At 56.6% G+C, this 22637-nt stretch carries 29 protein-coding genes; 16 read left to right on the top strand and 13 right to left on the bottom strand.

Annotated features, from left to right (window positions below; translation table 11 throughout):
• Nucleotides 1-13 precede the first annotated feature (13 nt).
• From OS189_RS11200 to OS189_RS11140, 13 genes are all read left to right on the top strand, one after another.
• On the top strand, nucleotides 14-952 hold the full coding sequence (locus OS189_RS11200) for an aspartate carbamoyltransferase catalytic subunit (RefSeq protein ID WP_267167392.1): 939 nt from the start codon (nucleotides 14-16) through the stop codon (nucleotides 950-952).
• Nucleotides 949-1449, top strand: coding sequence for a hypothetical protein (locus tag OS189_RS11195; RefSeq protein WP_267167391.1), 501 nt, complete (start codon nucleotides 949-951; stop codon nucleotides 1447-1449). The genes OS189_RS11200 and OS189_RS11195 overlap by 4 nt, the downstream gene beginning before the upstream one ends.
• On the top strand, nucleotides 1440-1973 hold the full coding sequence (locus OS189_RS11190) for a hypothetical protein (RefSeq protein WP_267167390.1): 534 nt from the start codon (nucleotides 1440-1442) through the stop codon (nucleotides 1971-1973). Before OS189_RS11195 ends, OS189_RS11190 begins: the two co-directional genes overlap by 10 nt.
• A 97-nt stretch (nucleotides 1974-2070) precedes the next feature.
• Nucleotides 2071-2505: a hypothetical protein gene (locus tag OS189_RS11185; protein WP_267167389.1), complete on the top strand. Its 435-nt coding sequence runs from the start codon at nucleotides 2071-2073 to the stop codon at nucleotides 2503-2505.
• Between the two features lie 86 nt (nucleotides 2506-2591).
• Nucleotides 2592-3893, top strand: coding sequence for a dihydroorotase (gene pyrC / locus OS189_RS11180; protein ID WP_267167388.1), 1302 nt, complete (start codon nucleotides 2592-2594; stop codon nucleotides 3891-3893).
• Nucleotides 3884-4492: a glycerol-3-phosphate 1-O-acyltransferase PlsY gene (gene plsY / locus OS189_RS11175; RefSeq protein WP_267167387.1), complete on the top strand. Its 609-nt coding sequence runs from the start codon at nucleotides 3884-3886 to the stop codon at nucleotides 4490-4492. The genes pyrC and plsY overlap by 10 nt, the downstream gene beginning before the upstream one ends.
• On the top strand, nucleotides 4489-4773 hold the full coding sequence (locus OS189_RS11170) for a hypothetical protein (RefSeq protein ID WP_267167386.1): 285 nt from the start codon (nucleotides 4489-4491) through the stop codon (nucleotides 4771-4773). The genes plsY and OS189_RS11170 overlap by 4 nt, the downstream gene beginning before the upstream one ends.
• On the top strand, nucleotides 4770-5423 hold the full coding sequence (locus tag OS189_RS11165; protein ID WP_267167385.1) for a hypothetical protein: 654 nt from the start codon (nucleotides 4770-4772) through the stop codon (nucleotides 5421-5423). The genes OS189_RS11170 and OS189_RS11165 overlap by 4 nt, the downstream gene beginning before the upstream one ends.
• 93 nt (nucleotides 5424-5516) lie before the next feature.
• Entirely contained in the window at nucleotides 5517-5951 is a 435-nt protein-coding gene (locus OS189_RS11160; RefSeq protein WP_267167384.1) for a GbsR/MarR family transcriptional regulator, read from the top strand.
• Nucleotides 5952-5975: 24 nt separating this feature from the next.
• The gene (locus OS189_RS11155) at nucleotides 5976-6422 is read left to right on the top strand and encodes a hypothetical protein (RefSeq protein WP_267167383.1); all 447 of its coding nucleotides are present in this window, start codon (nucleotides 5976-5978) and stop codon (nucleotides 6420-6422) included.
• Nucleotides 6423-6431: 9 nt separating this feature from the next.
• A complete protein-coding gene (locus tag OS189_RS11150) occupies nucleotides 6432-6806 on the top strand; it encodes a hypothetical protein (protein WP_267167382.1) in 375 nt (124 codons plus the stop codon).
• Nucleotides 6807-6899: 93 nt separating this feature from the next.
• Nucleotides 6900-7193, top strand: coding sequence for a hypothetical protein (locus OS189_RS11145; protein ID WP_267167381.1), 294 nt, complete (start codon nucleotides 6900-6902; stop codon nucleotides 7191-7193).
• A gap of 172 nt (nucleotides 7194-7365) precedes the next feature.
• Nucleotides 7366-7944: a DUF805 domain-containing protein gene (locus OS189_RS11140; RefSeq protein WP_267167380.1), complete on the top strand. Its 579-nt coding sequence runs from the start codon at nucleotides 7366-7368 to the stop codon at nucleotides 7942-7944.
• 1 nt (nucleotide 7945) lies between these two features.
• Here OS189_RS11140 and OS189_RS11135 read toward each other — a convergent pair whose 3' ends face one another.
• The 3 genes from OS189_RS11135 to OS189_RS11125 form a co-directional block, all read right to left on the bottom strand.
• Entirely contained in the window at nucleotides 7946-9316 is a 1371-nt protein-coding gene (locus tag OS189_RS11135; RefSeq protein ID WP_267167379.1) for a glutamate--cysteine ligase, read from the bottom strand.
• Nucleotides 9317-9370: 54 nt separating this feature from the next.
• Nucleotides 9371-9895 (bottom strand): hypothetical protein, encoded by a 525-nt coding sequence (locus tag OS189_RS11130; protein WP_267167378.1) that lies wholly within the window; start codon nucleotides 9893-9895, stop codon nucleotides 9371-9373.
• Between the two features lie 78 nt (nucleotides 9896-9973).
• The gene (locus tag OS189_RS11125; protein WP_267167377.1) at nucleotides 9974-10696 is read right to left on the bottom strand and encodes a 16S rRNA (uracil(1498)-N(3))-methyltransferase; all 723 of its coding nucleotides are present in this window, start codon (nucleotides 10694-10696) and stop codon (nucleotides 9974-9976) included.
• A 12-nt stretch (nucleotides 10697-10708) separates the two neighbouring features.
• On the opposite strand from OS189_RS11125, the gene ubiA reads away from it, so the two are divergent.
• The 3 genes from ubiA to OS189_RS11110 all read left to right on the top strand — a co-directional run bounded on the left by ubiA (nucleotide 10709) and on the right by OS189_RS11110 (nucleotide 13968).
• Nucleotides 10709-11683 carry a 4-hydroxybenzoate octaprenyltransferase gene (gene ubiA / locus OS189_RS11120; RefSeq protein ID WP_267167376.1) on the top strand — a complete coding sequence of 325 codons (975 nt, stop codon included), beginning with the start codon at nucleotides 10709-10711 and terminating at the stop codon, nucleotides 11681-11683.
• A 63-nt stretch (nucleotides 11684-11746) separates the two neighbouring features.
• The gene (locus tag OS189_RS11115; RefSeq protein WP_267167590.1) at nucleotides 11747-13645 is read left to right on the top strand and encodes an OmpA family protein; all 1899 of its coding nucleotides are present in this window, start codon (nucleotides 11747-11749) and stop codon (nucleotides 13643-13645) included.
• Nucleotides 13642-13968 carry a hypothetical protein gene (locus OS189_RS11110; protein WP_267167375.1) on the top strand — a complete coding sequence of 109 codons (327 nt, stop codon included), beginning with the start codon at nucleotides 13642-13644 and terminating at the stop codon, nucleotides 13966-13968. The genes OS189_RS11115 and OS189_RS11110 overlap by 4 nt, the downstream gene beginning before the upstream one ends.
• A 3-nt stretch (nucleotides 13969-13971) precedes the next feature.
• Here OS189_RS11110 and OS189_RS11105 read toward each other — a convergent pair whose 3' ends face one another.
• From OS189_RS11105 to OS189_RS11060, 10 genes are all read right to left on the bottom strand, one after another.
• Nucleotides 13972-14418 carry a universal stress protein gene (locus OS189_RS11105; RefSeq protein ID WP_267167374.1) on the bottom strand — a complete coding sequence of 149 codons (447 nt, stop codon included), beginning with the start codon at nucleotides 14416-14418 and terminating at the stop codon, nucleotides 13972-13974.
• An 80-nt stretch (nucleotides 14419-14498) separates the two neighbouring features.
• The gene (locus tag OS189_RS11100; RefSeq protein WP_267167373.1) at nucleotides 14499-14942 is read right to left on the bottom strand and encodes a molybdenum cofactor biosynthesis protein MoaE; all 444 of its coding nucleotides are present in this window, start codon (nucleotides 14940-14942) and stop codon (nucleotides 14499-14501) included.
• 1 nt (nucleotide 14943) lies between these two features.
• A complete protein-coding gene (gene moaD / locus OS189_RS11095) occupies nucleotides 14944-15189 on the bottom strand; it encodes a molybdopterin converting factor subunit 1 (protein WP_267167372.1) in 246 nt (81 codons plus the stop codon).
• Entirely contained in the window at nucleotides 15189-15854 is a 666-nt protein-coding gene (pgsA, locus tag OS189_RS11090; protein ID WP_267167371.1) for a CDP-diacylglycerol--glycerol-3-phosphate 3-phosphatidyltransferase, read from the bottom strand. Before pgsA ends, moaD begins: the two co-directional genes overlap by 1 nt.
• A 133-nt stretch (nucleotides 15855-15987) precedes the next feature.
• Nucleotides 15988-17853 carry an excinuclease ABC subunit UvrC gene (gene uvrC / locus OS189_RS11085; RefSeq protein ID WP_267167370.1) on the bottom strand — a complete coding sequence of 622 codons (1866 nt, stop codon included), beginning with the start codon at nucleotides 17851-17853 and terminating at the stop codon, nucleotides 15988-15990.
• A 284-nt stretch (nucleotides 17854-18137) separates the two neighbouring features.
• On the bottom strand, nucleotides 18138-18917 hold the full coding sequence (locus OS189_RS11080) for an SDR family oxidoreductase (RefSeq protein WP_267167369.1): 780 nt from the start codon (nucleotides 18915-18917) through the stop codon (nucleotides 18138-18140).
• A gap of 10 nt (nucleotides 18918-18927) precedes the next feature.
• Entirely contained in the window at nucleotides 18928-19890 is a 963-nt protein-coding gene (locus OS189_RS11075) for a calcium/sodium antiporter (protein WP_267167368.1), read from the bottom strand.
• 165 nt (nucleotides 19891-20055) lie between these two features.
• Nucleotides 20056-20853 carry a S49 family peptidase gene (locus OS189_RS11070; protein ID WP_267167367.1) on the bottom strand — a complete coding sequence of 266 codons (798 nt, stop codon included), beginning with the start codon at nucleotides 20851-20853 and terminating at the stop codon, nucleotides 20056-20058.
• Between the two features lie 49 nt (nucleotides 20854-20902).
• Nucleotides 20903-21664, bottom strand: a complete 762-nt coding sequence (locus tag OS189_RS11065; protein ID WP_267167366.1) for an ABC transporter permease — start codon at nucleotides 21662-21664, stop codon at nucleotides 20903-20905.
• A complete protein-coding gene (locus OS189_RS11060) occupies nucleotides 21661-22593 on the bottom strand; it encodes an ABC transporter ATP-binding protein (protein ID WP_267167365.1) in 933 nt (310 codons plus the stop codon). The genes OS189_RS11065 and OS189_RS11060 overlap by 4 nt, the downstream gene beginning before the upstream one ends.
• Between the last annotated feature and the right edge of the window lie 44 nt (nucleotides 22594-22637).

Genomic DNA, 22637 nt, shown 5'->3' with positions numbered 1-22637 from the left:
AGGTTACCCCTCAATGAGCTATCCCCACCGCCACCTGCTTGGCATTGAACCGCTGCACCCGCGTGAAATCACCACCCTGCTGGACCTTGCCGACAGCTATGCAGAGCAGAATCGCAAGCCCGACAAACACGGTGCCGCGCTGAAGGGGCTGACCCAGATCAACATGTTCTTTGAAAACTCGACCCGCACACAGGCGAGTTTCGAGATCGCGGGCAAGCGCCTTGGCGCGGATGTAATGAACATGGCGATGCAGGCATCCTCCATCAAGAAGGGCGAGACGCTGATCGATACGGCCATGACCCTGAACGCCATGCACCCCGATCTGCTGGTGGTGCGCCATCCGCAATCGGGTGCGGTGGATTTGCTGGCCGAAAAGGTAAACTGCGCAGTGTTGAATGCCGGTGACGGGCGGCACGAACACCCCACGCAGGCGTTGCTGGATGCGCTGACCATCCGCCGCGCCAAAGGACGCCTGCACCGCCTGTCCATCGCCATTTGCGGCGATATTGCGCACAGCCGCGTTGCCCGCTCCAACATCATCCTGCTGGGCAAAATGGAAAACCGTATCCGCCTGATCGCACCGCCAACCCTGATGCCCTCGGGCATTGAGGAATTCGGTGTTGAGGTGTTCGATAACATGCAGGAGGGGCTGAAAGACGTCGACGTTGTAATGATGCTGAGATTGCAAAAAGAGCGCATGGATGGCGGATTTATCCCCAGCGAAAGGGAGTATTACCACCGATACGGGCTGGATGCAGAGAAGTTATCCCACGCCAAGCCGGATGCGATTGTCATGCATCCCGGCCCGATGAACAGAGGCGTGGAGATTGACGGAACGCTAGCCGATGACATCAATCGCAGTGTTATTCAGGATCAGGTCGAAATGGGTGTCGCCGTGCGCATGGCCGCGATGGACCTGCTGGCGCGCAATCTGGTGGTAAACCGCGCATGAGCACAACAGAGTTTTGGGGCAACGTGCTGGAACCGGACGAAAACCTGCTGTGGACGGGCCGTCCGAAGCCGCGCCTGCATTGGCGCAACTGGCGCCTGTATGCCCCTGCGCCATTTGCAGCAACAGGGCTGCTCGCGGCGGCGTGGTTTATCATCTTTACCACAGGATCCGACGGCGACATGTGGTTGCTAATCCTGCCTGCGCTGCTGATTATTATCCCCGCGCGCGCCACATGGCAGCAATTACAGACCTACGCTGCGACCCGCTATGCGCTCACAGACAAACGCGCGCTGTTTTTCTACGTCGGCGGTGATCATACGCGCGCAAAAGCGTATCCGCGGCACACTGCAATCACACCGCGCCAGCGTGCAACCGTTCCCCCAAGCGTGATCTTCTTGCGTATGGACACCAGAAAAAAAACGGACCTGGGGTTTGATTACATCGAAACCGCAGATGCATTACTGCCCCATCTGGAAGGCGTTGAAAAATGTCGGTGATTGAAATTCCAATAGCCGAGCGTGGCGTGATCCGCGTATTTGCCATTTCGCGGCCCATGTCCGAAATGGCGCGCCTGCTAAAACAGCACAGCAAACCGGCGCTGGCCTCAACGCTGCTGTCGCATCCGGTGTCACAAGACGACATAGAGCTTTTTGCCCTGTCCGATCTGGCAGGTGTCGGCCTGCCCGCCTATCTGACAGACGGCTATGACGTGGACAAAGCTGCCGTCCGTGCAGATCGCGCGCGTCTGGATGCGTTGGACGGCTATGTTTTATTGCTGTTTTCACGGGTCAGCAATGACGGCGATGTGACCCTGCATCCCTCATCCGATCTGACCCTGATCGGCACCTACGCCGAACCGAAATCGGAAAGGTCGGCAGTGCCGATTGCGACCGCTTCAGCGAAGCTTTATTCAGGTGTGACACCCACGCCCCGCGCCCCCGAACGCTCGCGCGTGGGCAGCGCGTTAACAGCAGTGGTGGCGCTACTGATCCTGACAGTCATATGGTGGATATTGCGATGAAAGAACCCAAACCCGATCCCAAGATGTCGGGCCGTGTTGCCACGGTTGCGCTGCTGGTGGCCTTTGCTGTCGCGGCGGGCATGGTCTGGATGGCGGGATGAGCAGTGCCCCCCTGGCCGCCTGGACACCCGCGCTGACCATGTTCATCCGCCGCAGCATCATTGTGGGCGCAATCACCTTGGGTGTTGTCGCTTTGGCGGGTTGGGCTATCGGCGCGACGACAGGATATTGGCAAGCGCTTTATGTCGGGCCAGTTCTGGCGCTTGCCTATAACATCGGCTTCGAGGACCCCGCCCGCTGGCGCGCGGCGCGGCAAAACCGTTGGTATCTGCGCACGGACGCGATTGTCCATCACGGCCCCGAGGGTGAGGCGCGGATACCCCTTGCCGATATCGTCGATGTGCGCAAACGGCTGGGCTGGACTGTCGTATTGTATCTGAAAGGCGGGCTGCGCGTGCGTATGGCTTATGTAAAAGACCCCGACGGGATTACCGCCCAGATCCTCGCTGCACGCGAACGCCTGACACCTTAACAAGTTCGCACTACCCGTATGTCTTGCCTGCACCGGCCTAAGGCAAAACTGTACCACTCCATGCTGTAACCTCGGAAAGAGACGTCATGACCCTCACTTTCACAAACGCCACTCTGATTGATCCAGACGCGGGAACGGAATTCACCGGCTCGGTCAGTGTGAGCGAAGGCAAAATCACCGCCGTGACTGAAGGCGGTATCGCCAATCCCAAAGGCAGGATCATCGACTGCGGCGGCAAATACATCGCTCCCGGAATTGTCGATCTGGGGGTAAAGGTCTGCGAACCCGGCGAGCGGCATAAAGAAAGCTATCGCTCGGCCGGACTGGCCGCCGCAAAAGGCGGTGTAACAACGATGGTCACCCGGCCCGATACCAGCCCCAGCATCGACAACCCCGAAACGCTGGAATTTGTCACCCGCCGCGCGAATGAGGCTGCGCCCGTCAACGTCCTGCCCATGGCCGCACTGACGAAAGGGCGGATCGGGCGCGAGATGACCGAAATCGGCTTTTTGATGGATGCGGGCGCGGTTGCGTTCACGGATTGCGATCATGTGATCACCGACACACGGGTATTTTCGCGCGCGCTGAGCTATGCGCGCAGTCTTGGCGCGCTGGTCATCGCCCACCCCCAAGAACCTATCCTGAGCCGCGGGGGCGTTGCGACCTCGGGCAAGTTTGCATCCTTGCGCGGATTGCCTGCCGTATCGCCCATGGCCGAGCGGATGGGGCTGGACCGTGATATTGCCCTGATTGAAATGACGGGAGCAAAATATCACGCCGACCAGATCACAACCGCGCGTGCCCTGCCCCCGCTGGCGCGGGCAAAGGCGAACGGGCTGGATGTGACCGCAGGGATCGGTATTCACCACCTCACGCTTAACGCGCTGGATGTCGCTAACTACCGGACATTTTTCAAACTGAAACCGCCGCTGCGCGATGAGGATGACAGGGTTGCGATGGTTGAAGCCGTGGCAAGTGGCCTGATTGATATTGTCTGTTCCATGCACACCCCGCAGGACGAAGAAAGCAAGCGTCTGCCGTTTGAAGAAGCTGCTTCCGGCGCTGTCGGGCTGGAAACGCTGCTGCCTGCTGCCTTGCGCCTTTGGCACGCGGAAATGATCACCCTGCCCCAACTTTGGCGGGCATTGTCGTTCAACCCCGCGCAGCGTCTGGGTCTGCCTTCGGGGCGGTTAACCCCGGGCGCCCCTGCCGATCTGGTGATGTTCGACCCCCACTCGCCATTTGTAATGGACCGTGCAACACTGCTGTCAAAATCGCGCAACACACCGTTTGACGGTGTGCGGATGCAGGGTAAGGTTCTGTCGACTTACGTTGCGGGCAACTGTGTCTATGACGCGAATGCAAAAGAAGGTGTGCCATGCCGTTGATTGAAAACACTCTAACTATTCTGCTGCTTTGGGCTGTGCTGGGATATCTGATCGGCTCTGTCCCGTTTGGCGTGGTGGTTGCGCGGGTGATGGGGCTGGGCAATCTGCGCGACATAGGTTCCGGCAATATCGGCGCCACAAATGTGCTGCGCACCGGATCAAAACCCGCCGCTGCCGCGACCCTGATACTGGACGCCGCCAAGGGGGCTGTGGCCCTGCTGCTTGCGCGTAGCATATCGGGCGAAGATGCCGCACAAGTGGCCGCATTGGCCGCGATGATCGGCCATTGCTTTCCCGTCTGGCTCAGGTTCAGGGGCGGCAAAGGTGTGGCAACCTTTCTTGGCATTTTGCTGGCCCTTGCATGGCCAGCGGGTATCGCCGCCTGTGTGGCGTGGCTGATCGGCGCGGCGATTACGCGTATCTCCTCCATGGGGGGGCTGTTTTCGGCGGCTGTGTCCAGCCTTTTGGTTACTGTGCTGGGCTACGGCGAAGGGTTTTTGCTGTGCCTTGCGCTAACGGCGATCATCTTCTGGCGTCACCGCGCCAACATCGCGCGGATTCGCGCGGGCACAGAACCAAAGATCGGCCAGAAAACGTGATATCGCCTGCCCCCGCGACATTTGCGGCGCAATTGCGCGCAATTCCAACTGGCACCACGACCGGCCGTGCAAATGGCACGCGCTATACGGCCACCCGATCCGACTTTAACGCAGGCCGTTCTGTCAAACTGGTGGCGGAAGCCCTGGATGGATCGGACTACATCAGCCTGAACTACTATGACCTCGCTAGCGGTGGCCAACTCGCCCCCTGCGAGATGCCCCATGAGAAGGTCATTGCGTTTGTCATGGCCTACCAGCCCGAAGCGGAGATACGTCCATGAGAATCGCCCCCCTGCTCTGCGCCCTGTTTCTGGCCGCACCCGTTGGCGCACAGACCTTTGATGTATCGCTTGGCGGCAAAACGCTGGGTCAGCTTGATTTCAGCGGAAACGGGCGCACCAGCACATTACGCTCGACGCTCGATAATACGCCGCTGGGGGTTTTTAACGGCACATTTTCCGGAACCAGTACAGGCAGCGACCAAAACAGCACGTTTACAGGCGACAGCAGATCATCGCGCAAACAGCGTATCGTGCAGGTTGAAATTGCGAAAGGACGCGCTGTCAGTACCGATATTACCCCGCCTGAAGAGCAGACCGATCTGTCGAATGTGGCTCGTGTACCCGCCGGAGTGCTGGACCCTGTACGCGCCATCGGCCGCCTGATATCCGCCAAAGGCTGCCCCAAATCCATGCGCCTTTACGACGGGCGCCGCGTTGTCACCCTTGGCGTTGGTGCGGGAAACCAGACAGAAAACCTGCTTGTCTGCCCAGTATCTTACAGAGTAACCGCCGGGCCCGGACATCTATCGCCCCTGCGTATTTCTTCGGCCAAGATGCAGCTGACTTACGTGGTATCGGGCAGCACTCAAAACTTGCACCAGATCAGGATTTCATCGGGGCCATTTAGCCTCAGTCTTGATCGACGATAGCTATCGAATTTCTGTTATTTCTGGCAGTAGAGAAATCCCCTGCCTGTCCAGCAAATTCTGATATTTCTGTCATTACAGAAATTTATTAGTGAGTTGCCCAATGCACCTGATCCGCTTAGCGCAGACGAAATTTTCGATCTGCTCAACCTCGCACGGTCCAACCTATCAAACGGGCTGAAAGAACTGAAAATCCTTGGCATGGTGAACTCCCAACGTAAGCTAGGAGACCGGCGCGATCATTTCACATCAATCCGCGATATGTTCGAACTGACCACAACCATCATCGAAAGCCGCCGCGAGCGGGAGTGTCTGCCCACATTGCGCGCCCTTGAAGAGGTCAGCGCGAAGCCGAACAAGATGCACCCCCGCCCCGCCGTAAAAGAGCGGATAAAGGAGACGTTGGAAACGATGCAGATGTTTGACGGCTGGTATACAGATGTGTCGCGCCTGCCGCGTTCTGTGCAAATTGCCGCTATTCGCTTGGGCGTCCGCATTGCCCGCTTTCTGTCCAAAGACAAAGACAGCTAAAATTTTTGCTCATGGATTTCTCAAATGACAGAAAGAACCGGAAAAACAGAAGCGAATACCATAGACTGGCGCAGTTTTTGCATCGCTCTTGTCGCTGCCCCCCTCTTGGCATGTGGCGTCTGTCTGGCGCTGCTGTTTGCACTGGATGTCGTCTATCAAAGTGATGAACTGCGCGGCTATATGGGCGTTATTGCGATCACCAGTGCAATCGGTGTGCCGTTTTATCTGGGCATCGGAACGCCGATGTTGATCTGGCATCTGCGCCGCAAAGCGCCCCGTATCGGTGCAATTGTCGGGCTTTCGTTGCTGTCGTTGCTATGGCTTCTGCCGATCACGGCGGTGGTCGCGCTGTTTACCGGCGAAACCAGCACTTTCTACCTGCTGCCATGGACGCTGGTTTTCGGGGCCTGCATCGCACCCGTCTGGGGCGGCATCTTTGCCCTGCTCTACAGACGTCTGGTTCGCGCGTGAAAGGGAATTATGCACACAGTCACCACGCCTCCCGAAGTGCCCCGCCCTGCTCACTATATCGTTGATCCCGTTGCCTTCTTTGCCGCGCTGATCGGCGGTCCGATCCTGTTTACGTTGCTGAGTTTCTGGGCCTTGCTCATTCCCGTTGCCGCCCTGATCCTTGGTGCGCCTTTCTATCTGCTCGTCGGGACGCCGGTGTTGCTGTGGTATCTGCGCCATCACGACGGCGATCCGCACGATCTGGGGTTTCTGGCATTCAAAGTTATGGGGATCGTATTGGTCTTTGGGACCCTGCTCGCCGCTGCAACGGGTGACCAAAACCTTCTTGGCATCGGCCTGAGCTATACCGGATTTGGCATGATCTTTGCGCTGGCATGGGCCTAATTTTTCGGCTGGCTTTACCAACGTTTACGCCGCGACTTCTTCGCCAAACCACGCGGCTTCCAGCTCCCGCCACATCCGAAAAGGAACGATATTATGACATTACTTGCGCTTCTTTACATCGCTTTGGGCTTTGGTGCGCTGAGTGCATTGGCCGCGATGATCCTGCGCATCGGCACCCTTCTGGGGGAGTGTCAGCAAAGCCGCGCGGTTGCCCGTGCGGGATCTGTTACAATTGCCACCCGATTTGCCGCTATCGGTGCGGGTGGCGTGATCTTGATCGGGGGCTGGTTGATGCGCCTCTGTTCGGATTTCTCGCCGCACCCGCCTTTGCCGCGCTGTGCCTCGGGCTGGGCTTTACCCAGGCTGTCGGCACCCTGCGCGCCTTGATGCAGGACGCTAACGCAAAAATTCCGCACACCTCAGCCGCTTGATCGCACAACACCGGTGCTTGCCTTCGCGCAAGCTCCGGCTTGCCCGCCAGCCCCCGTTTCGCCACAATCCGCCCCTTTTTGTGCCACGCCCTTCTTTCATAAAGAGGCCAAGCAAGAAGGATCATCCCATGACCGGACCACTCACCGCCCTGAACCTCGCGTTTGTGAATTTTTTCACCTTCAAAGGCCGCGCTACGCGGGCGGAGTTCTGGTGGGTGTCGCTGTTCTTCGGCGTGATCATGGTTGCTGCCATTTTTGGAGATTTCATCACCCTAACCCGCCTTGCCACAATGAATATCGACGTTGCGACCGCAAATATCGGCCCGTTCGATTTTTATCTGACCTATTATGTTCTGATCACCACCATTCCCTACACCACCCTGTCAGTGCGCCGTTTGCATGATGTCGGGATGTCGGGATTTTGGTGGTTGCTGAACTTCGTACCGTTCATCGGCTCGATCGCGCTGCTGGTAATCTACTGCCTGCCATCAAACAACAGCCCGTCCATTCACGGAACCTCGAAAATACCGACAGCGGATACACTGGGAAAACCCCTAACCGTTGATGCACACAAGCGCGCGATGCAGGGTTATGCAGTGCTGTTTGATAAGGACAAACCCGTCACAAAGGAAATGCAAGCGGCGCGCAAAGCCGAGATTGCGGATTACTACCGCAGTCGCGTTCTCAACTCTGCGCCTTCCGCCTGACCTAGTACGAGAACTCTTCGTAAATCCGGCTCAGGTCGCCTTTCCATTCGCCGTGGTAGCAATCAAGCAGTTCATCAGCAGGCGTCTTGCCTGTTTCGATGCTTTCTTTCAGCGCATTCAGGAAATGGGTTTCGTCGGGCACCAGACCGCCTGCACCGCTGCGCGCACGGGCCCTTAGCCCCGCCTCGGACAGCGTCACTGCTTCGCGCGCGATATCGTGCATTTTGATGTCGCCAACCTGTGCCTGCAATCCGTCAACCGAGGCGGCAACACGCAGTTGTTCGCGCGTTTCGGCATCCCAGCCCTTGACCAGATCCCATGCGCCGTCCAGCGCGGTCTGGTCATACATCAGCCCCACCCAGAACGCAGGCAGCGCGCACAGACGCCGCCACGGCCCGCCGTCGGCACCACGCATTTCGATAAATTTTTTCATCCGCGCTTCGGGGAATGCAGTTGTCAGATGGTCTGCCCAATCGCTCATCGTCGGGGTTTCACCGGGCAGAGCGGGTAGTTTTCCTGCCATGAAATCGCGGAAGGACATGCCCAGCGCATCAATATATTTACCATCGCGGTAGACAAAATACATTGGCACATCCAACGCATAGTTTACCCACGCCTCAAAGCCGAACCCGTCTTCAAAAACAAACGGGATCATGCCGGTTCGCGCCGGATCAAGATCGCGCCACACACGGCTGCGCCATGACTTATGACCGTTCAGCTTGCCTTCGAAAAACGGGGAGTTCGCAAAAAGAGCGGTTGCGACAGGCTGTAATGCCACCGCTACGCGCATTTTCTGCACCATGTCCGACTCTGATCCAAAATCAAGGTTCACCTGTACTGTACAGGTCCGCCGCATCATGACGCGGCCCATGGTGCCGACTTTGGTCATATAGTCGTTCATCAGCTTGTAACGGCCCTTGGGCATCAGGTCCATCTGGTCGTGGGTCCATTCGGGGGCAGCGCCCAGCCCGATAAATCCAACGCCGATTTCATCCGCCACATCGCGCACTTCGCGCAGGTGCACGTTCACTTCGTCACAGGTTTCGTGAATGGTTTCCACCGGGGCGCCGGACAGTTCCAACTGCCCCCCCGGTTCAAGCGATACGTTTGCGCCGTCTTTTTCCAGACCGATCAGCTTGCCGCCTTCTTCGACGGGCGCCCAACCGTGACGGTCGCGCAGGCCTTCAAGCATAACACGGATAGAGCGTTCACCCTCATAGGGAAGCGGCAAAAGGGTGTCTTTACAATAGCCGAACTTTTCGTGTTCTGTGCCGATGCGCCATGCGTCTTTCGGCTTGCAACCATCTGCAAGGTATTGAGCCAATTGATCAAAATGTTCGATCGGCCCGCCGCCGGATTGTGGAATAGACATATATGCGCTCCGCTTTGGGTATGTTCCGCAGCCTTGCGGAGATTCGTTAGCTCGTCAATGCAGTAGGGCGTGTGCAGGGCGCAAGGGGGTGCGCTCCCAAATCACAACAGCGTGGTCCCGTCTTGCATTCAGTTCAGACAACATCCTCTCGGTCCGCAACCCCGGAAGAGTGGCGAAAGCGTCAAACAATGCATCCGATCCGGCGGCGTTAACAGGGATAAGAACCGCCGCCTGCCCTTTTGCATCCAAACGCCAGTGCGCAGGACGCGCTGTGGCATCAAGGCTTAGCCGCTCCAGCGCGTTGAGAGCGACAACGCCGCCCGTCAGGGGCCCGAAATAGGCGATCTGCCCTTCGTCAACCTGCACAGCCCCCGGTCCGTTACCTTCGCGACGAAAGCGCGCGCGCTGCAACCCGACAAGGGCAAGCGCGATGCCGCCCAACAACAACGCCCATCCGGGCAACGCCAGCAGCCTGCCCGGACCGATGATCCACCACAGCCCCAGCAGCACAAGGCCAAGCGCAACCAGCATTTCGCGCCAGCGCCACAGTGCCGCCTTTGCTTCAGGTCTGAAAAACATCGGAAGACTCCTTTGTGGTTAACGCCATTTCAGGCTGCACAGCCTCTGTGCGAAACCAGATCAGCGCGGCGGTATTCGTCACGTCCAGTCCCCCAGCGAAAGCTGCCAGATTGTCATCGCGGCAACAGCGGCAGTATCCGCGCGCAGGATACGAGGGCCCAGCGACACAGAAACGGCATTTTCCATCTCACGGAGACGACTGCGTTCGCGGTCTGAAAAACCGCCCTCAGGCCCAATGAAGATTGCCCACGGCCCATGCAACCCTTGCAGCGGCGCACCCTGCGATGACGCCAGTGCTTCGTCGCAAAACATAATCCGGCGGGAAGGCTCCCAAGATTGTAGCAAACGGTCAAATTTTATCAGATCATCTACCTGCGGCACGTAAGTTCCGCCGCATTGCTCTGCTGCTTCTACAGCGTGCGCTTGCAGGCGGTCGCGCTGAATACGGCCCGAATTGGTAAATTCTGTCTGCACAGGGACAATCCGCGCAGCCCCCATCTCAGCGGCCTTTTCGACGATGAAATCCGTGCGCGCCTTTTTAATCGGTGCAAAGCACAGCCACAAATCGGGGGGCATCTGCAGGGGCTTGGTCCGCTCTTGGCAGCTCAACAGCCCCGCCCGTTTGCCCGCTTGCTCAACACGTGCGCGCCACTCGCCATCCTTACCGTTAAACAGCAAAATCTGCGCGCCTACATCCTGCCGCATCACACCGAACAAGTAATGTGCCTGCCCCCGATCCAAAGGAACCGATTGCCCCTCACCCAAAGGGTGATCTACATAAAGTCTGATTTTCGCATCCATGAAGGTGGATATATGCAAGACAACGTCCCGCCGCCAGACCCCAGCGATGATGGTATCGTGGCCGATGCCTATAATGACAACTGGGTTGACCGCTTTGCACCGGCTGCAACACGCCCTTTTTTAAGGCTTAGCCGTGCAGACAGACCTATCGGCACATGGCTTTTGCTGATTCCATGTTGGTGGGGCCTGTCATTGGCAATGCTGTATGACGGGCAGGCCAATTGGCACGACCTTTGGATATTTATCAGCTGCGCAATGGGCGCGTTTTTGATGCGCGGCGCTGGGTGTACGTGGAACGACATCACAGACCGCGACATAGACGCGCAGGTGGCGCGCACCCGTTCCCGCCCGATTCCGTCCGGTCAGGTGAGTGTAAAAGGTGCTACGGTCTGGATGATAGTGCAGGCGTTGATCTCCTTTGCGATCCTTCTGACATTTAACGTCGCAGCCATTCGCATGGGTGTGCTGGCCCTGATCCCTGTTGCGATTTATCCCTTTGCCAAGCGGTTCACATGGTGGCCTCAGGTCTTTCTGGGTTTGGCATTCAACTGGGGTGCCTTGCTGGCGTGGACAGCACACACAGGTCGGCTCGATGCGCCAGCGGTTGTGTTATATCTGGCCGGTATCGCGTGGACCCTGTTTTACGACACGATCTATGCCCATCAGGATACCGAAGACGACGCGCTGATCGGGGTGAAATCCACTGCGCTTCTGTTTGGGGAGAACACAGGGAAATGGCTGCGCCGGTTTCTAATCGTCACAGTCGGCTTGATGGGAATCGCCGTGGTTTATTCGACGATACCAACCGCTTCGGTACTTGCGCTGGTTGTCGCTATTGCGGGGCCATGGGCCATGGGCTGGCATATGGCATGGCAATTGCGCGGCCTCGACATCCATAATTCTGACAAAATGCTGCAATTGTTTCGTGTAAATCGGGACACTGGCATGATCCCGCTTCTCTTTTTCGCCGCAGCGTTACTCCTGTGATTGCACCACAGGCGGTGACATCGTACACCCTTGCGTAATTATTGAACTATTGTGAAAGTGCCTATGCGCCTCTCTTCGATGTTAACGATTTTCCTGACATTTGCCGCTGCGGCGGTAGTGTCGCTGGTGGCTGCCAATTTTTCCGTCAGCATGATCGAAGATTCGTCAGAGATCGGCGTGCGTGATGCACTGGATGCAAAAGGCATGACCTGGGCCGAAGTAGAGGCGAACGGCCTTCAGGTATCCCTGTCCGGCACTGCGCCGACAGAAGCTGTCCGGTTTTCCGCGCTGACGACCGCAGGTTCTGTCGTGGACGCCGCGCGGGTGATCGATGACATGGGCGTCACCGCCCAAGAAGCGCTGGCACCCCCTAAATTTTCTGCCGAAATCCTGCGCAACGACAGCGGCCTGTCTGTCATCGGCCTGATCCCTGCCAGCACAGACCGTCAATACCTGATCGCCCGCTTCATCAACATCGCCGGATCTAACGGTGTGACCGATCTTCTGGAAACCGCTGACTATCCCGCACCAGAGGGCTGGGAGCGTTCTATCGACTTCGCCCTCACCTCCATGAGCAGCTTGCCCCGCGCTAAAATATCGATCGAAGCAAAGCGGGTTGCAATCACCGCAATCACCGACAGTGCACAGGAAAAATCCCGCCTTGAGTTAAATCTGAAACGAATGAAGCCTGATGGCGTTGAGCTGGTGCTGGATATCTCTGCCCCGCGGCCCGTGATCACGCCGTTTACGACCCGTTTTCAGATTGCCGACGACGGTGCCAGCTTTGATGCCTGCTCTGCCGATACGGAGCTTGCCGCCGAACGTATCATCAGCACGGCAAAAGCCGCGGGTGCGACAGACCCGCGTTGCACAGTCGGATTAGGCGTCCCCACGCCCCGCTGGGCAGACGCCGTGACCGCTTCCATAAATGCGCTGGTAAAGCTTGGTGGAGGATCGGTTACAATCGTAGATGCGGATATCTCTTTGATGGCCGCCGCTGGCACCAGCCAGTCAGACTTTGATCGGGTTGTCGGAGAGCTTGAGAATGCTCTTCCCCCGGTCTTTGCGCTGCAATCCAAATTGCCACAGGCAGAAGATGCAAATGCAGGCCCGCCGGAATTCACCGCGACCCTCAGCCCCGAAGGGCAAGTGCAACTGCGTGGACGCGTAAATGACGAAGCTCTGCGGGAACTGACCAGCAGCTTTGCAAAAGCACGTTTCGGATCAGACAAAGTATACACGGCAACGCGGGTGGTTGATGATCTGCCAGCTGATTGGGCAACCCGCGTTCTCGCCGGCCTCGAAGCACTGGGCCAGCTGAGCAACGGCGCATTGTCGGTTACTCCGGATTCACTGGCCGTTACAGGCAACACTGGAAACCCTGATGCTTCTACAGAAATTGCATCTATGCTGGCGGGAAAACTGGGCGAGGGAAACCCGTTTGATGTGAACGTCACCTATCAAAAAAAGCTGGACCCCGTCCTTGGCCTGCCCACACCGGAAGAGTGTGAAGCGGAGATAAGTGCGATTGTCGCGGTTGGCAAAATTAATTTTGAACCCGGATCGGCGACGATTGATGCCTCGGCCCTTGGCACAATGGATGATATTGCTGCTGTAATCAAACGCTGCGGGGATATCTCGCTGGAAATTCAGGGCTACACCGACAGTCAGGGCCGCGAAGAAATGAATCAGGCGCTCAGCCAGAGCCGCGCCGAATCCGTATTAAACGAATTGCGCGCCCGCCGCGTTTCCACAGGATCTTTCACCGCGAAAGGCTACGGAGAGCAAAGCCCTGTTGCAGATAACAGCACCGAAGCAGGCCGCGAAGCGAACCGCCGCATCGAATTCCGCCTTATCCGCACCGAAGACGAAGCATCACCGGACGATTCAGCGCTGGAAACCGCTGACGAAAACGGTGATACAGCCCCTGATACGACGACTGAAGAAAGCGCAACCGAATGAGCCGATTTGAATTTGTCCTCGCGACCGCCATCATTCTATTTGTTGCTTTTTGCATGGGATGGTTTGCCAACTGGTTGCTACACCGCTTCACGCGCGTCGCCGCCGATGACGTCGCCCAACTGGACCGGATGAGTCAGGAATTGCACGAGGCGGAAGAAACCCGTGATCAGGCCATCACCTACTTGCAACAGCGCGAAGCGGAACTGACCAACCAGCTTTCACAGACAGAGGCAGAGCTGCGCGCAGCCATGGATGGTCTGCGCGATGCCCGCCACGAAGCAGAAGAGATGCGCGCCTACATCGAAAGCCAGCGCGCGGATTAAGACTTAGGGAACAGTCAGACAGGCACACTGCGCCTTCTTGCTGATCTGGTTTGACGTACTGCCAAGAACAAGCGCACTAAAGTCACCCAATCCACGACGACCGGTCACAATCAAATCGGCACCCGTTTTCTTCGCTAGATCCAGCAGGTTTCTGGCCGGATCGCCGTGTCCGATGTGCAATTCGACACCGGCGACGCCTTCCTCTGCGGCGATTGCAGTGGCTTTTTCACCCAGCTTTTCAGCGGCCTCACGCAGCAATTCCTGATGCGCTGCATTCGGCCCGACATAGAAACCCGATATCGCTTCAGCAGCGTAGGTAACAGTCTCGTCGCGCGGGGTATGGGATATCTGTAGCTTTGCATCAAACTGCTTGGCGATCCCGCAGGCCATCCGCAAGGCGCGTTCAGCCGCATCCGAGCCGTCAATGCCGACAATAATTGAAGAAATCATATCCTGTTCTCCTTTAAGACTATTACCCTACCCTAATATCACCAGACAGAAATACCTTGATTTGGATCAACGCTAATACTTTACCACCGCTTCAGGGCAGCTTCGTCCTCGTCTGTTGCTGCAACCCACGAAGCACCGGATGCGGATATTTCCCGCTTCCAGAACGGCGCACGAGACTTTAGATAATCCATCAGAAATGTCGCAGCTTCAAAGGCATCCTTGCGGTGACGCGCAGCTGTGGCAACCATCATAATCATTTCTCCCGGCACCAGCCGACCGTGGCGGTGAATGATCAATGCATCACCAAGAGAAAACCGCGCTATCGCATCCTGTGCCATTGCCTCAATCGCCTTTTGTGTCATGCTAGGATAGTGCTCGATCTCCATTGCCTCCATCGGGTCATCCGGCAGATCGCGCACGATGCCCGTGAAGGTCACAATCGCCCCGATATCACGGTGCCCGGCCGCAAAGATGGTGCTTTCCGCCCCCAGATCAAACGGCTTTTCCTGTACAGATACCCGCATCCTAACCGCCCGTCATCGGCGGAAAGAATGCAACCTCACGCACACCCGCCAGCGGCGCATCAAAATCCGAAAGCTCCTGGTCCAGCGCCACGCGCAGCGCGCTGATATCCTCGAATGCAGCGGCATAACGCTCCTCGCGGGTGCGCAGCTGGGCGACCAGGTCATTCACCGTTGCCGCGTCTGTCTCTATCACCTCGCGGGGCAGTCCGATACGCTCGCGCACCCATGCAAAATACAAGATATCCATCAACGTCCCTCCTTAAGGTGCGGCATCGCTTTCAGCAGATAATCAACACCGGTCAGCGCGGTTAGACCCGCGGCGAACCACAACAAGACAAGACCGGCTCGCCCCGACCACTCCATCGCGAATATCTTCCAGCCAAGGCCCAATACGTCCTCTTCATCACCGGTCAGAATGCTCTGTATCAGATCAGTATCCATGCCATAGATGCTCATCCCCAGATAGTGTTCGAACACACCCTGACTGAACAGCACCGCAATAGCGGTCATTTGCAGGGCTGTTTTCCATTTCGCCAGCTTGGTTACCTTCAACGTGCCGGCAGTGTCGCCCAGATACTCCCGCAAGCCGGAAACGAACACCTCACGGAACAGGATCACCGTCGCGGGTAAAACCAGCCACGGCGACCAGCTGGAAAAACCGATAATGACCATCAAGGCTATCACAACCATTGCCTTGTCCGCGATAGGGTCCAGCATCGTGCCCAATTTGGTTTCCTGCTTCCACGCGCGCGCCAGATAGCCGTCAAACCAATCCGTCACCGCAGCCGAAACGAACAGCAACAGCGCAAACCAGTCAGCATAAGGCCGCGTGAAATACAAAAACATGACGGCCACAGCAGGCGCCGCCAACAACCGCAAAACGGTCAGAATATTCGGAAGGTTCCATTTCATAACATTACCCTACACCGCACGCCTACAACGTAAAAGCACGAACCGGCGCGCCCCCAGAGAGTGCCACACAAGATCGTCATTTTTCCACTAAACTCAATCCCGCACCGTCTGCGCGCGCAACCTTTGGGTTGGATCACCCTTTTTCATGAAAATATGCGTAAATCGTATCCGCCAGCGCGCCAGACACCCCGTCAACAGCTTTGAGGTCATTGAGGTTTGCACGGGCTACCGCCTTGGCTGAGCCGAAATGCGCCAGTAACGCGCGCTTGCGCGCCGCACCCACACCAGGCACGTCGTCCAGCGGAGTGGCACCTACCGATTTTGCCCGCTTGGCGCGGTGGGTTCCAATTGCAAACCGGTGCGCCTCGTCGCGCATACGCTGGATGAAATACAGCACCGGATCATTATGGCGCAATGCCATGACTGGTTTGCCGGTGCGGTAAAATTCTTCCTTGCCTGCATCACGGTCCAGCCCCTTGGCAACACCGATCATCGGAATATCCTCAACACCGTACTCCCGCATGATTTCGCGCACAGCACTCACCTGCCCTGCACCGCCATCGATCAGCAACAGGTCCGGCCAATGGCCTTCCTTGCGCTCCGGGTCTTCCTTGATCAGACGTTTGAAACGCCGCGTAAGAACTTCTTTCATCATGCCAAAATCATCACCGGGTGTAAGGTCTTCACCGCGGATGTTGAATTTACGGTACTGGTTCTTGATCATGCCTTCCGGCCCTGCCACCACCATAGCGCCCACAGCAAAAGCACCCTGAATATGCGAGTTATCGTAAATTTCGATCCGTTCCGGTGGCTTGGGCAGATCGAACGCTTCCGCCAGCCCTTTCAGCAGCTTTGCCTGCGTTGCACTCTCTGCCATCTTGCGCGCAAGGCTTTCGCGGGCATTGCGCAATGCGCCGTCTACCAGTTCCGCTTTTTCACCACGCTGCGGGACAAGCAATTCGACCTTGCGGTCGATCTTGCTGGCCAACGCTTGCGCCATCAGATCGGGGTTTTCTATTTCATGGCTCAGAATCAACTGGCGCGGAGGCTCACGCGTGTCGTAAAACTGGCCGATAAATGCCTCCAGTACCTCTGCTGCCGGTACGTCATCGCCGACGCGGGGATAATAATCGTGATTGCCCCAGTTCTGGCCGGAGCGGATGAAGAATACCTGAACGCAGGCCTGCCCGTCCGCCATATGCAGCGCAATGACATCGGCCTCTGTCACGGTCTTGGGATTGATCCCTTGCGTTGTCTGAACCTGCGTCAAGGCCTTGATCCGGTCACGCAAGGCCGCCGCGCGCTCGAATTCCATTTCCTCTGACGCTTTCGCCATTTCACCGGCCAGCCGGGTCTGGATGCCGGTGCTTTTGCCCGACAGAAACTTCTGCGCGTCCTCTACCGTCTGGCGGTAATCCTGCGCGCTGATCTTTCCCACACACGGGGCCGAGCATCGCTTGATCTGGTATTGCAAACAGGGGCGTGTGCGCGTTTCGAATTGTGAATCCGCACAGTCGCGCAGCAGAAAAACCCGCTGAAGCTGGTTAAGCGTACGGTTCACCGCACCGGCACTGGCGAACGGGCCATAATACGCACCCTTTTCCTTTTTGGCACCACGGTGTTTCTTGATTTGCGGAAACTCGTGGCCGCTGGTGACCAGAATATTTGGAAAGCTTTTGTCATCGCGCAGCAGCACATTGTATTTCGGCTTCAGCTGCTTGATCAGGTTCTGCTCCAGCAGTAGCGCCTCGGTTTCTGTCTTTGTCGTCAAAAACATCATCGACGCAGTATTGCTGATCATTCGGGAAATTCGCGGGCTGTGCCCGCTTGGGCGCGCATAATTACTGACGCGCGCGCGTAGATTGCGCGCTTTACCCACATAAAGCACGCGACTTTCGCTATCGAGCATTCTGTAAACACCAGGAGAACCATCCAGCGTCTTCAGATATCCCTGAATAATCTCGTAGCCGTTGGGCGGGGTTTCTTTAGCGTCGGACATGCCTAGTTGATTCTTTCTTTCTCTTCACGAATTGCCGGCCAGAACAACCTTAAACATATCCACCTTTCCTGTGGATAACTCTGTCTATAACTTTGGAATGTCCGCAAATTTCCGTTGTATTCTAACTGCTTCGTTAATTTGTCTATTTTTTGGGCAATAATTCAACCGACTGTTTTTACTTATTAAATTTATTTACACCCAATAAATCAGGCCTTTACTGATTGAAATTTGTAACAGAAACCAACAATTCTACCCAAGGTGCAAAACTTTGACGACGTCCGCATTCATTCGACTCCCAGTACATCAGGCGTTTGCCAGCCAAGGTGCTGGCCGCCGTCCACACATATCAACTGCCCCGTCACGCCCGGGGCATCCAGAAAATAGCCCAGTGCGGCGGTTACGTCACTGGGATTGGCACCACGTTTCAGCAGGGTTGCTGCCCGTTGAGCGGCAAAGTGCTTCTCCGACTGCCTGCTGCCGCGCAGCGTTGGGCCAGGGCCGATGGCATTTACCCGCACGGCGGGGGCCAGCGCCTGCGCTGTGGTCTGGGTCATTGCCCACAGGCCCATTTTAGCAAGCGTATAGGTCATGAACTCAGGTGTCAGCTTGCGCACCCGCTGGTCCAGCATGTTCACAACCAGACCTGTCGCTACCGGCTCTCCCGCATCATCGGTATCGGGCATCAGGGACTGTGCCGCCATGGCCTGTGTCAACACAAAGGGCGCGCGCATGTTTGAGTTGATATGCCTGTCCCAACTGTCACGCGTGGCGGACCGAAGGCTATCGTATTCAAAAACGGACGCGTTGTTCACCAAACAGGTGATCGCCCCCCCCAGCGCGTCAACAGCCGCCGGAAAAAGCTGTTCCATCGCGTCGATTTCCAGCAGATCGGCCTGTAGCGCAACAGCGTGACGCCCCTTGCCGGTAATCTCGTCAACAACGTCGTTCGCACCCTCGGCCGATGTGGCGTAATGTACAGCCACATCAAAACCGCGATCTGCCAGATGCAATGCCATTGCGCGGCCAAGGCGCTTACCCGCGCCGGTAACCAATGCTCGCTTCATTATGTTTTCCTTAGCCCGCCAAAACGACAAAAAGATATGTGACATATAGTGCCACTAACACTATTCCCCAAATCCGCGTAATGTTCCGGCCAAGATATACAAACGGGATCAGCAACAGCGATGCGCCCAGCATAACCCACAGGTCAAACTGCAAGAACGCGGGGTCAACGTCGATCGGCCCTACCAGGCTGGCGATGCCGATGATTGCCAGAAGGTTGAACATGTTTGACCCGATAACGTTGCCCAGTGCAACGTCGGCCTGACGCCGCAACGCGGCCACGACGGTGGTTGCCAGTTCGGGCAGCGATGTGCCAACGGCCACCAACGTAAGACCAATGACCGTATCACTGACGCCGAATTCCTTGGCGATAATGGTCGCGTTGTCCACCAGCAGGCTTGCCCCCAGCGGCAGACCAACCAGACCCAGCACCAGGAAAAGCCCGATCCGCCATCCGGGCATATCAGGATCAACCCCCTCCAGATCTTCCTCGTCCTTCACAGTACAGACGGCGTCCGCCTTGCGATGCGCGCGCGCATCACGGGCCGCGTCAGACAGCATCGCCGCTAGCGCCACCAAAAGGATAATTGCCGCAATCCAGTCAAAAACACCGCGGTAGGCCAGAGCGATAAACAGCAATGACGCAGCAATCATGTGGTTAAACGATTTACGTGTATTGCACTCAGACGTGTGCATCGTGGCAAGCAGCGCCGGAATACCCAAAACCAGAAGGATATTCGCCGTGTTCGATCCGACGACATTACCCAGCGCAATGCCCGGAACATTATCCATCACAGCTTTGATCGAGATCAGCAATTCCGGTGCCGACGTCCCGAATGCAACAATTGTCAGGCTCACAATCAACGCCGGAATACCGATGCGCAGGCTAAGGTTCACCGCGCCCTTAACCAGCGCATCCCCTGCCAGCAACAAAATCAGCAGGCCAAGTCCCGACAGCCCCCATGCCATGATCATCCCCGTTTCCCTCCACAGGCACAGGGCCCTTTTCCGATGCGATAACGACCGCACGTCTTACACTTGCGTTGGGTCAGCGTTTTGCCACCGATCCAGTGCATTTTTCCAAACCAGCCAAGTACACCGATAAAAACAAGAAACAGCGCAACAATTTTCAGGATCATACTAAAGTCCGAACCGTGCGAATTGCGCACGTTCTTCGATACTGTGCAGTGCATCACCGAAAACTTGCGCGCTAAAGCGACTGAACAGGCCCTTCTTCACGCCGTACCGCCGCAGCTTTACCTTTTCGCCAAACCGTTTTTGCAGGTGTGGTTTCAGGTGCCCGATCCCGTCGACAAGTCCAACTTCGATCGCCTTGCGTCCCAACCAGATATCACCGGTGAACAAGTCACGTTCGGCGGTCAGTTTACCTACCCGACGCTCTGTCACATGCTCTTTGAAATTCACGTGGATATCTTCCAGCAGCTCCTTGAGCCGTGCAATGTCTTCGGGTTTTTCCGGCTGGAACGGGTCCAGCATGGATTTGGACTCTCCAGCGGTATAAACGCGCCGCTCGACCCCGTTCTTCGCCATCAGTTCATGCAGCCCGAAACCGGCAGAGATGACACCGATAGAACCGACAACCGATGACGTATCTGCATAAATCTCGTCCGCCGCAGCAGCCAGCCAATAGCCGCCCGATGCCGCAACATCTTCGACAAATGCCAGCACGGGGATATTCTTTTCATCCGCCAGCCGCCTGATACGCGCGCCGATCAACGACGATTGCACAGGACTGCCCCCCGGGGAATTGATTTCGAGGGCCACAGCGGCAGGTTTGCCCTTGGAAAACGCTTTTTCGATCACAGGCCCGAGGCTTGCATCGTTCAGCGCCCCACGTCCGGTTGTGCCAATCATTCCCGACAACCGTATCACGGCAACAGTCGGGTCACTTTTTAAAAAGGGGAGCCATTGTTTCATGCCACACATGTAGAGCCGCGCGCGTCCCGCAACAAGGAGGCACAAAAGATTATTGACGGATGCGCCAACCTGTCTTGAATATCCACCAGATCACCGACAGGCAAAGCGCGGTAAACGCCGCGATAGCAAACAAGCTGACCCCGATAGAGACATCAGCCGCACCGAAGAACGACCAGCGGAACCCCGAAATCAGATAAACCACGGGATTAAAATGCGAAATGATCTGCCAGACCGGTGGCAGCATCGAAATCGAATAAAACGATCCACCCAGAAAAACCAGCGGTGTGACGATCAACAAAGGTACAAGCTGCAACTGCTCGAAGTTGCCTGCCCAAATGCCAATGATGAACCCCATCAAAGAGAAACTGATGCAGGTCAGCACCAGAAACCCGACCATCGCAAACGGATGCTGGATCTGAAGATCCACAAACAAAAATGCTGTAGCAAGGATAATGACCCCGATAAACAGCGCCTTGGTCGCCGCAGCGCCGACATAGCCCATCACAATTTCAAGAAAATTCACCGGCGCCGACAACAGTTCGAAGATGGTGCCGATGAATTTCGGAAAGTAGATGCCAAAACTCGCGTTTGATATGGACTGTGTGATCACGCTGAGCATGATCAGCCCCGGCACGATAAACGCGGCATAGGTGACGCCCTCAACCTCTTGGATGCGGCTGCCAATGGCGGCCCCGAAAACCACAAAGTACAGCGATGTCGACAACACAGGCGAAATAAAACTTTGCGCAATAGTTCTGAAAAATCGTGCCATTTCGAAAACGTAAATTGATTTAACGGCGGTCCAGTTCATGGAGCCTCTCCTTCGCTCACGAGATCGACAAAAATATCTTCAAGGCTTGATTGCCGCGTAACCACATCACGCAGCACCAGTCCCGCTGCCGCCACATCCGACAACAGCTGGGTAATGCCCGTCCGCTCGCTTTTGGTATCATAGGTATAGATCAACGCAGTGCCATCCGCCTTCAGGCGCAGCGCGTCTGATACCAGACTGGCCGGAATATCGCTGATCGGTTCAGAAAGCTGCACTTCCAGCTCCTTTTTCCCCATCCGTGACATCAGTTTGTCTTTATCTTCAACCAACAGGATTTCTCCTGCCGCAATCACACCAATGCGGTCGGCAATCGCTTCGGCTTCCTCGATGTAGTGGGTGGTCAGAATGATCGTCACACCATCACGCTTGAGGTCCGCCACAATTTCCCACATGTCACGGCGCAGCTCTACATCCACACCGGCCGTCGGCTCATCCAGAAACAACACACGCGGCTCATGGCTTAGGGCTTTGGCAATCAACACGCGGCGTTTCATCCCGCCGGACAGTTCGCGGATCTGGCTGTCCCGCTTATCCCAGAGTGACAGCTGACGCAGGATTTTCTCGATCAAAGCGGGGTTTGGCGACTTGCCAAACAATCCGCGCGAAAATCTGACGGTATTCTTGACGCGTTCGAATGGCTCAAGGTTAATTTCCTGCGGCACCAGCCCAATCATCGAACGGGCCGCACGGAAATCCTCAACCGTGTCATGCCCAGCTACACGCACTGTACCCGAAGTTGCCGTGGTGATACCGCAAACCGTTGAGATCAAGGTGGTCTTGCCCGCACCGTTTGGCCCGAGCAAAGCAAGGATTTCCCCCTCCTCAATCGAGAGGTCAACTCCCTTCAGCGCCTCAAAACCGCTGGCATAGGCCTTTCGAAGGGCGGTGATCTCAACAATAGGGGGCATGGTACTCTCCGGCTTAAGATTGGTTTACCTAGACCGGTTTACCC

This window comes from Sulfitobacter sp. F26169L, from assembly GCF_026410285.1.
Taxonomy (GTDB): domain Bacteria; phylum Pseudomonadota; class Alphaproteobacteria; order Rhodobacterales; family Rhodobacteraceae; genus Sulfitobacter.
This window is presented reverse-complemented; position numbering and strand designations above follow the sequence as displayed.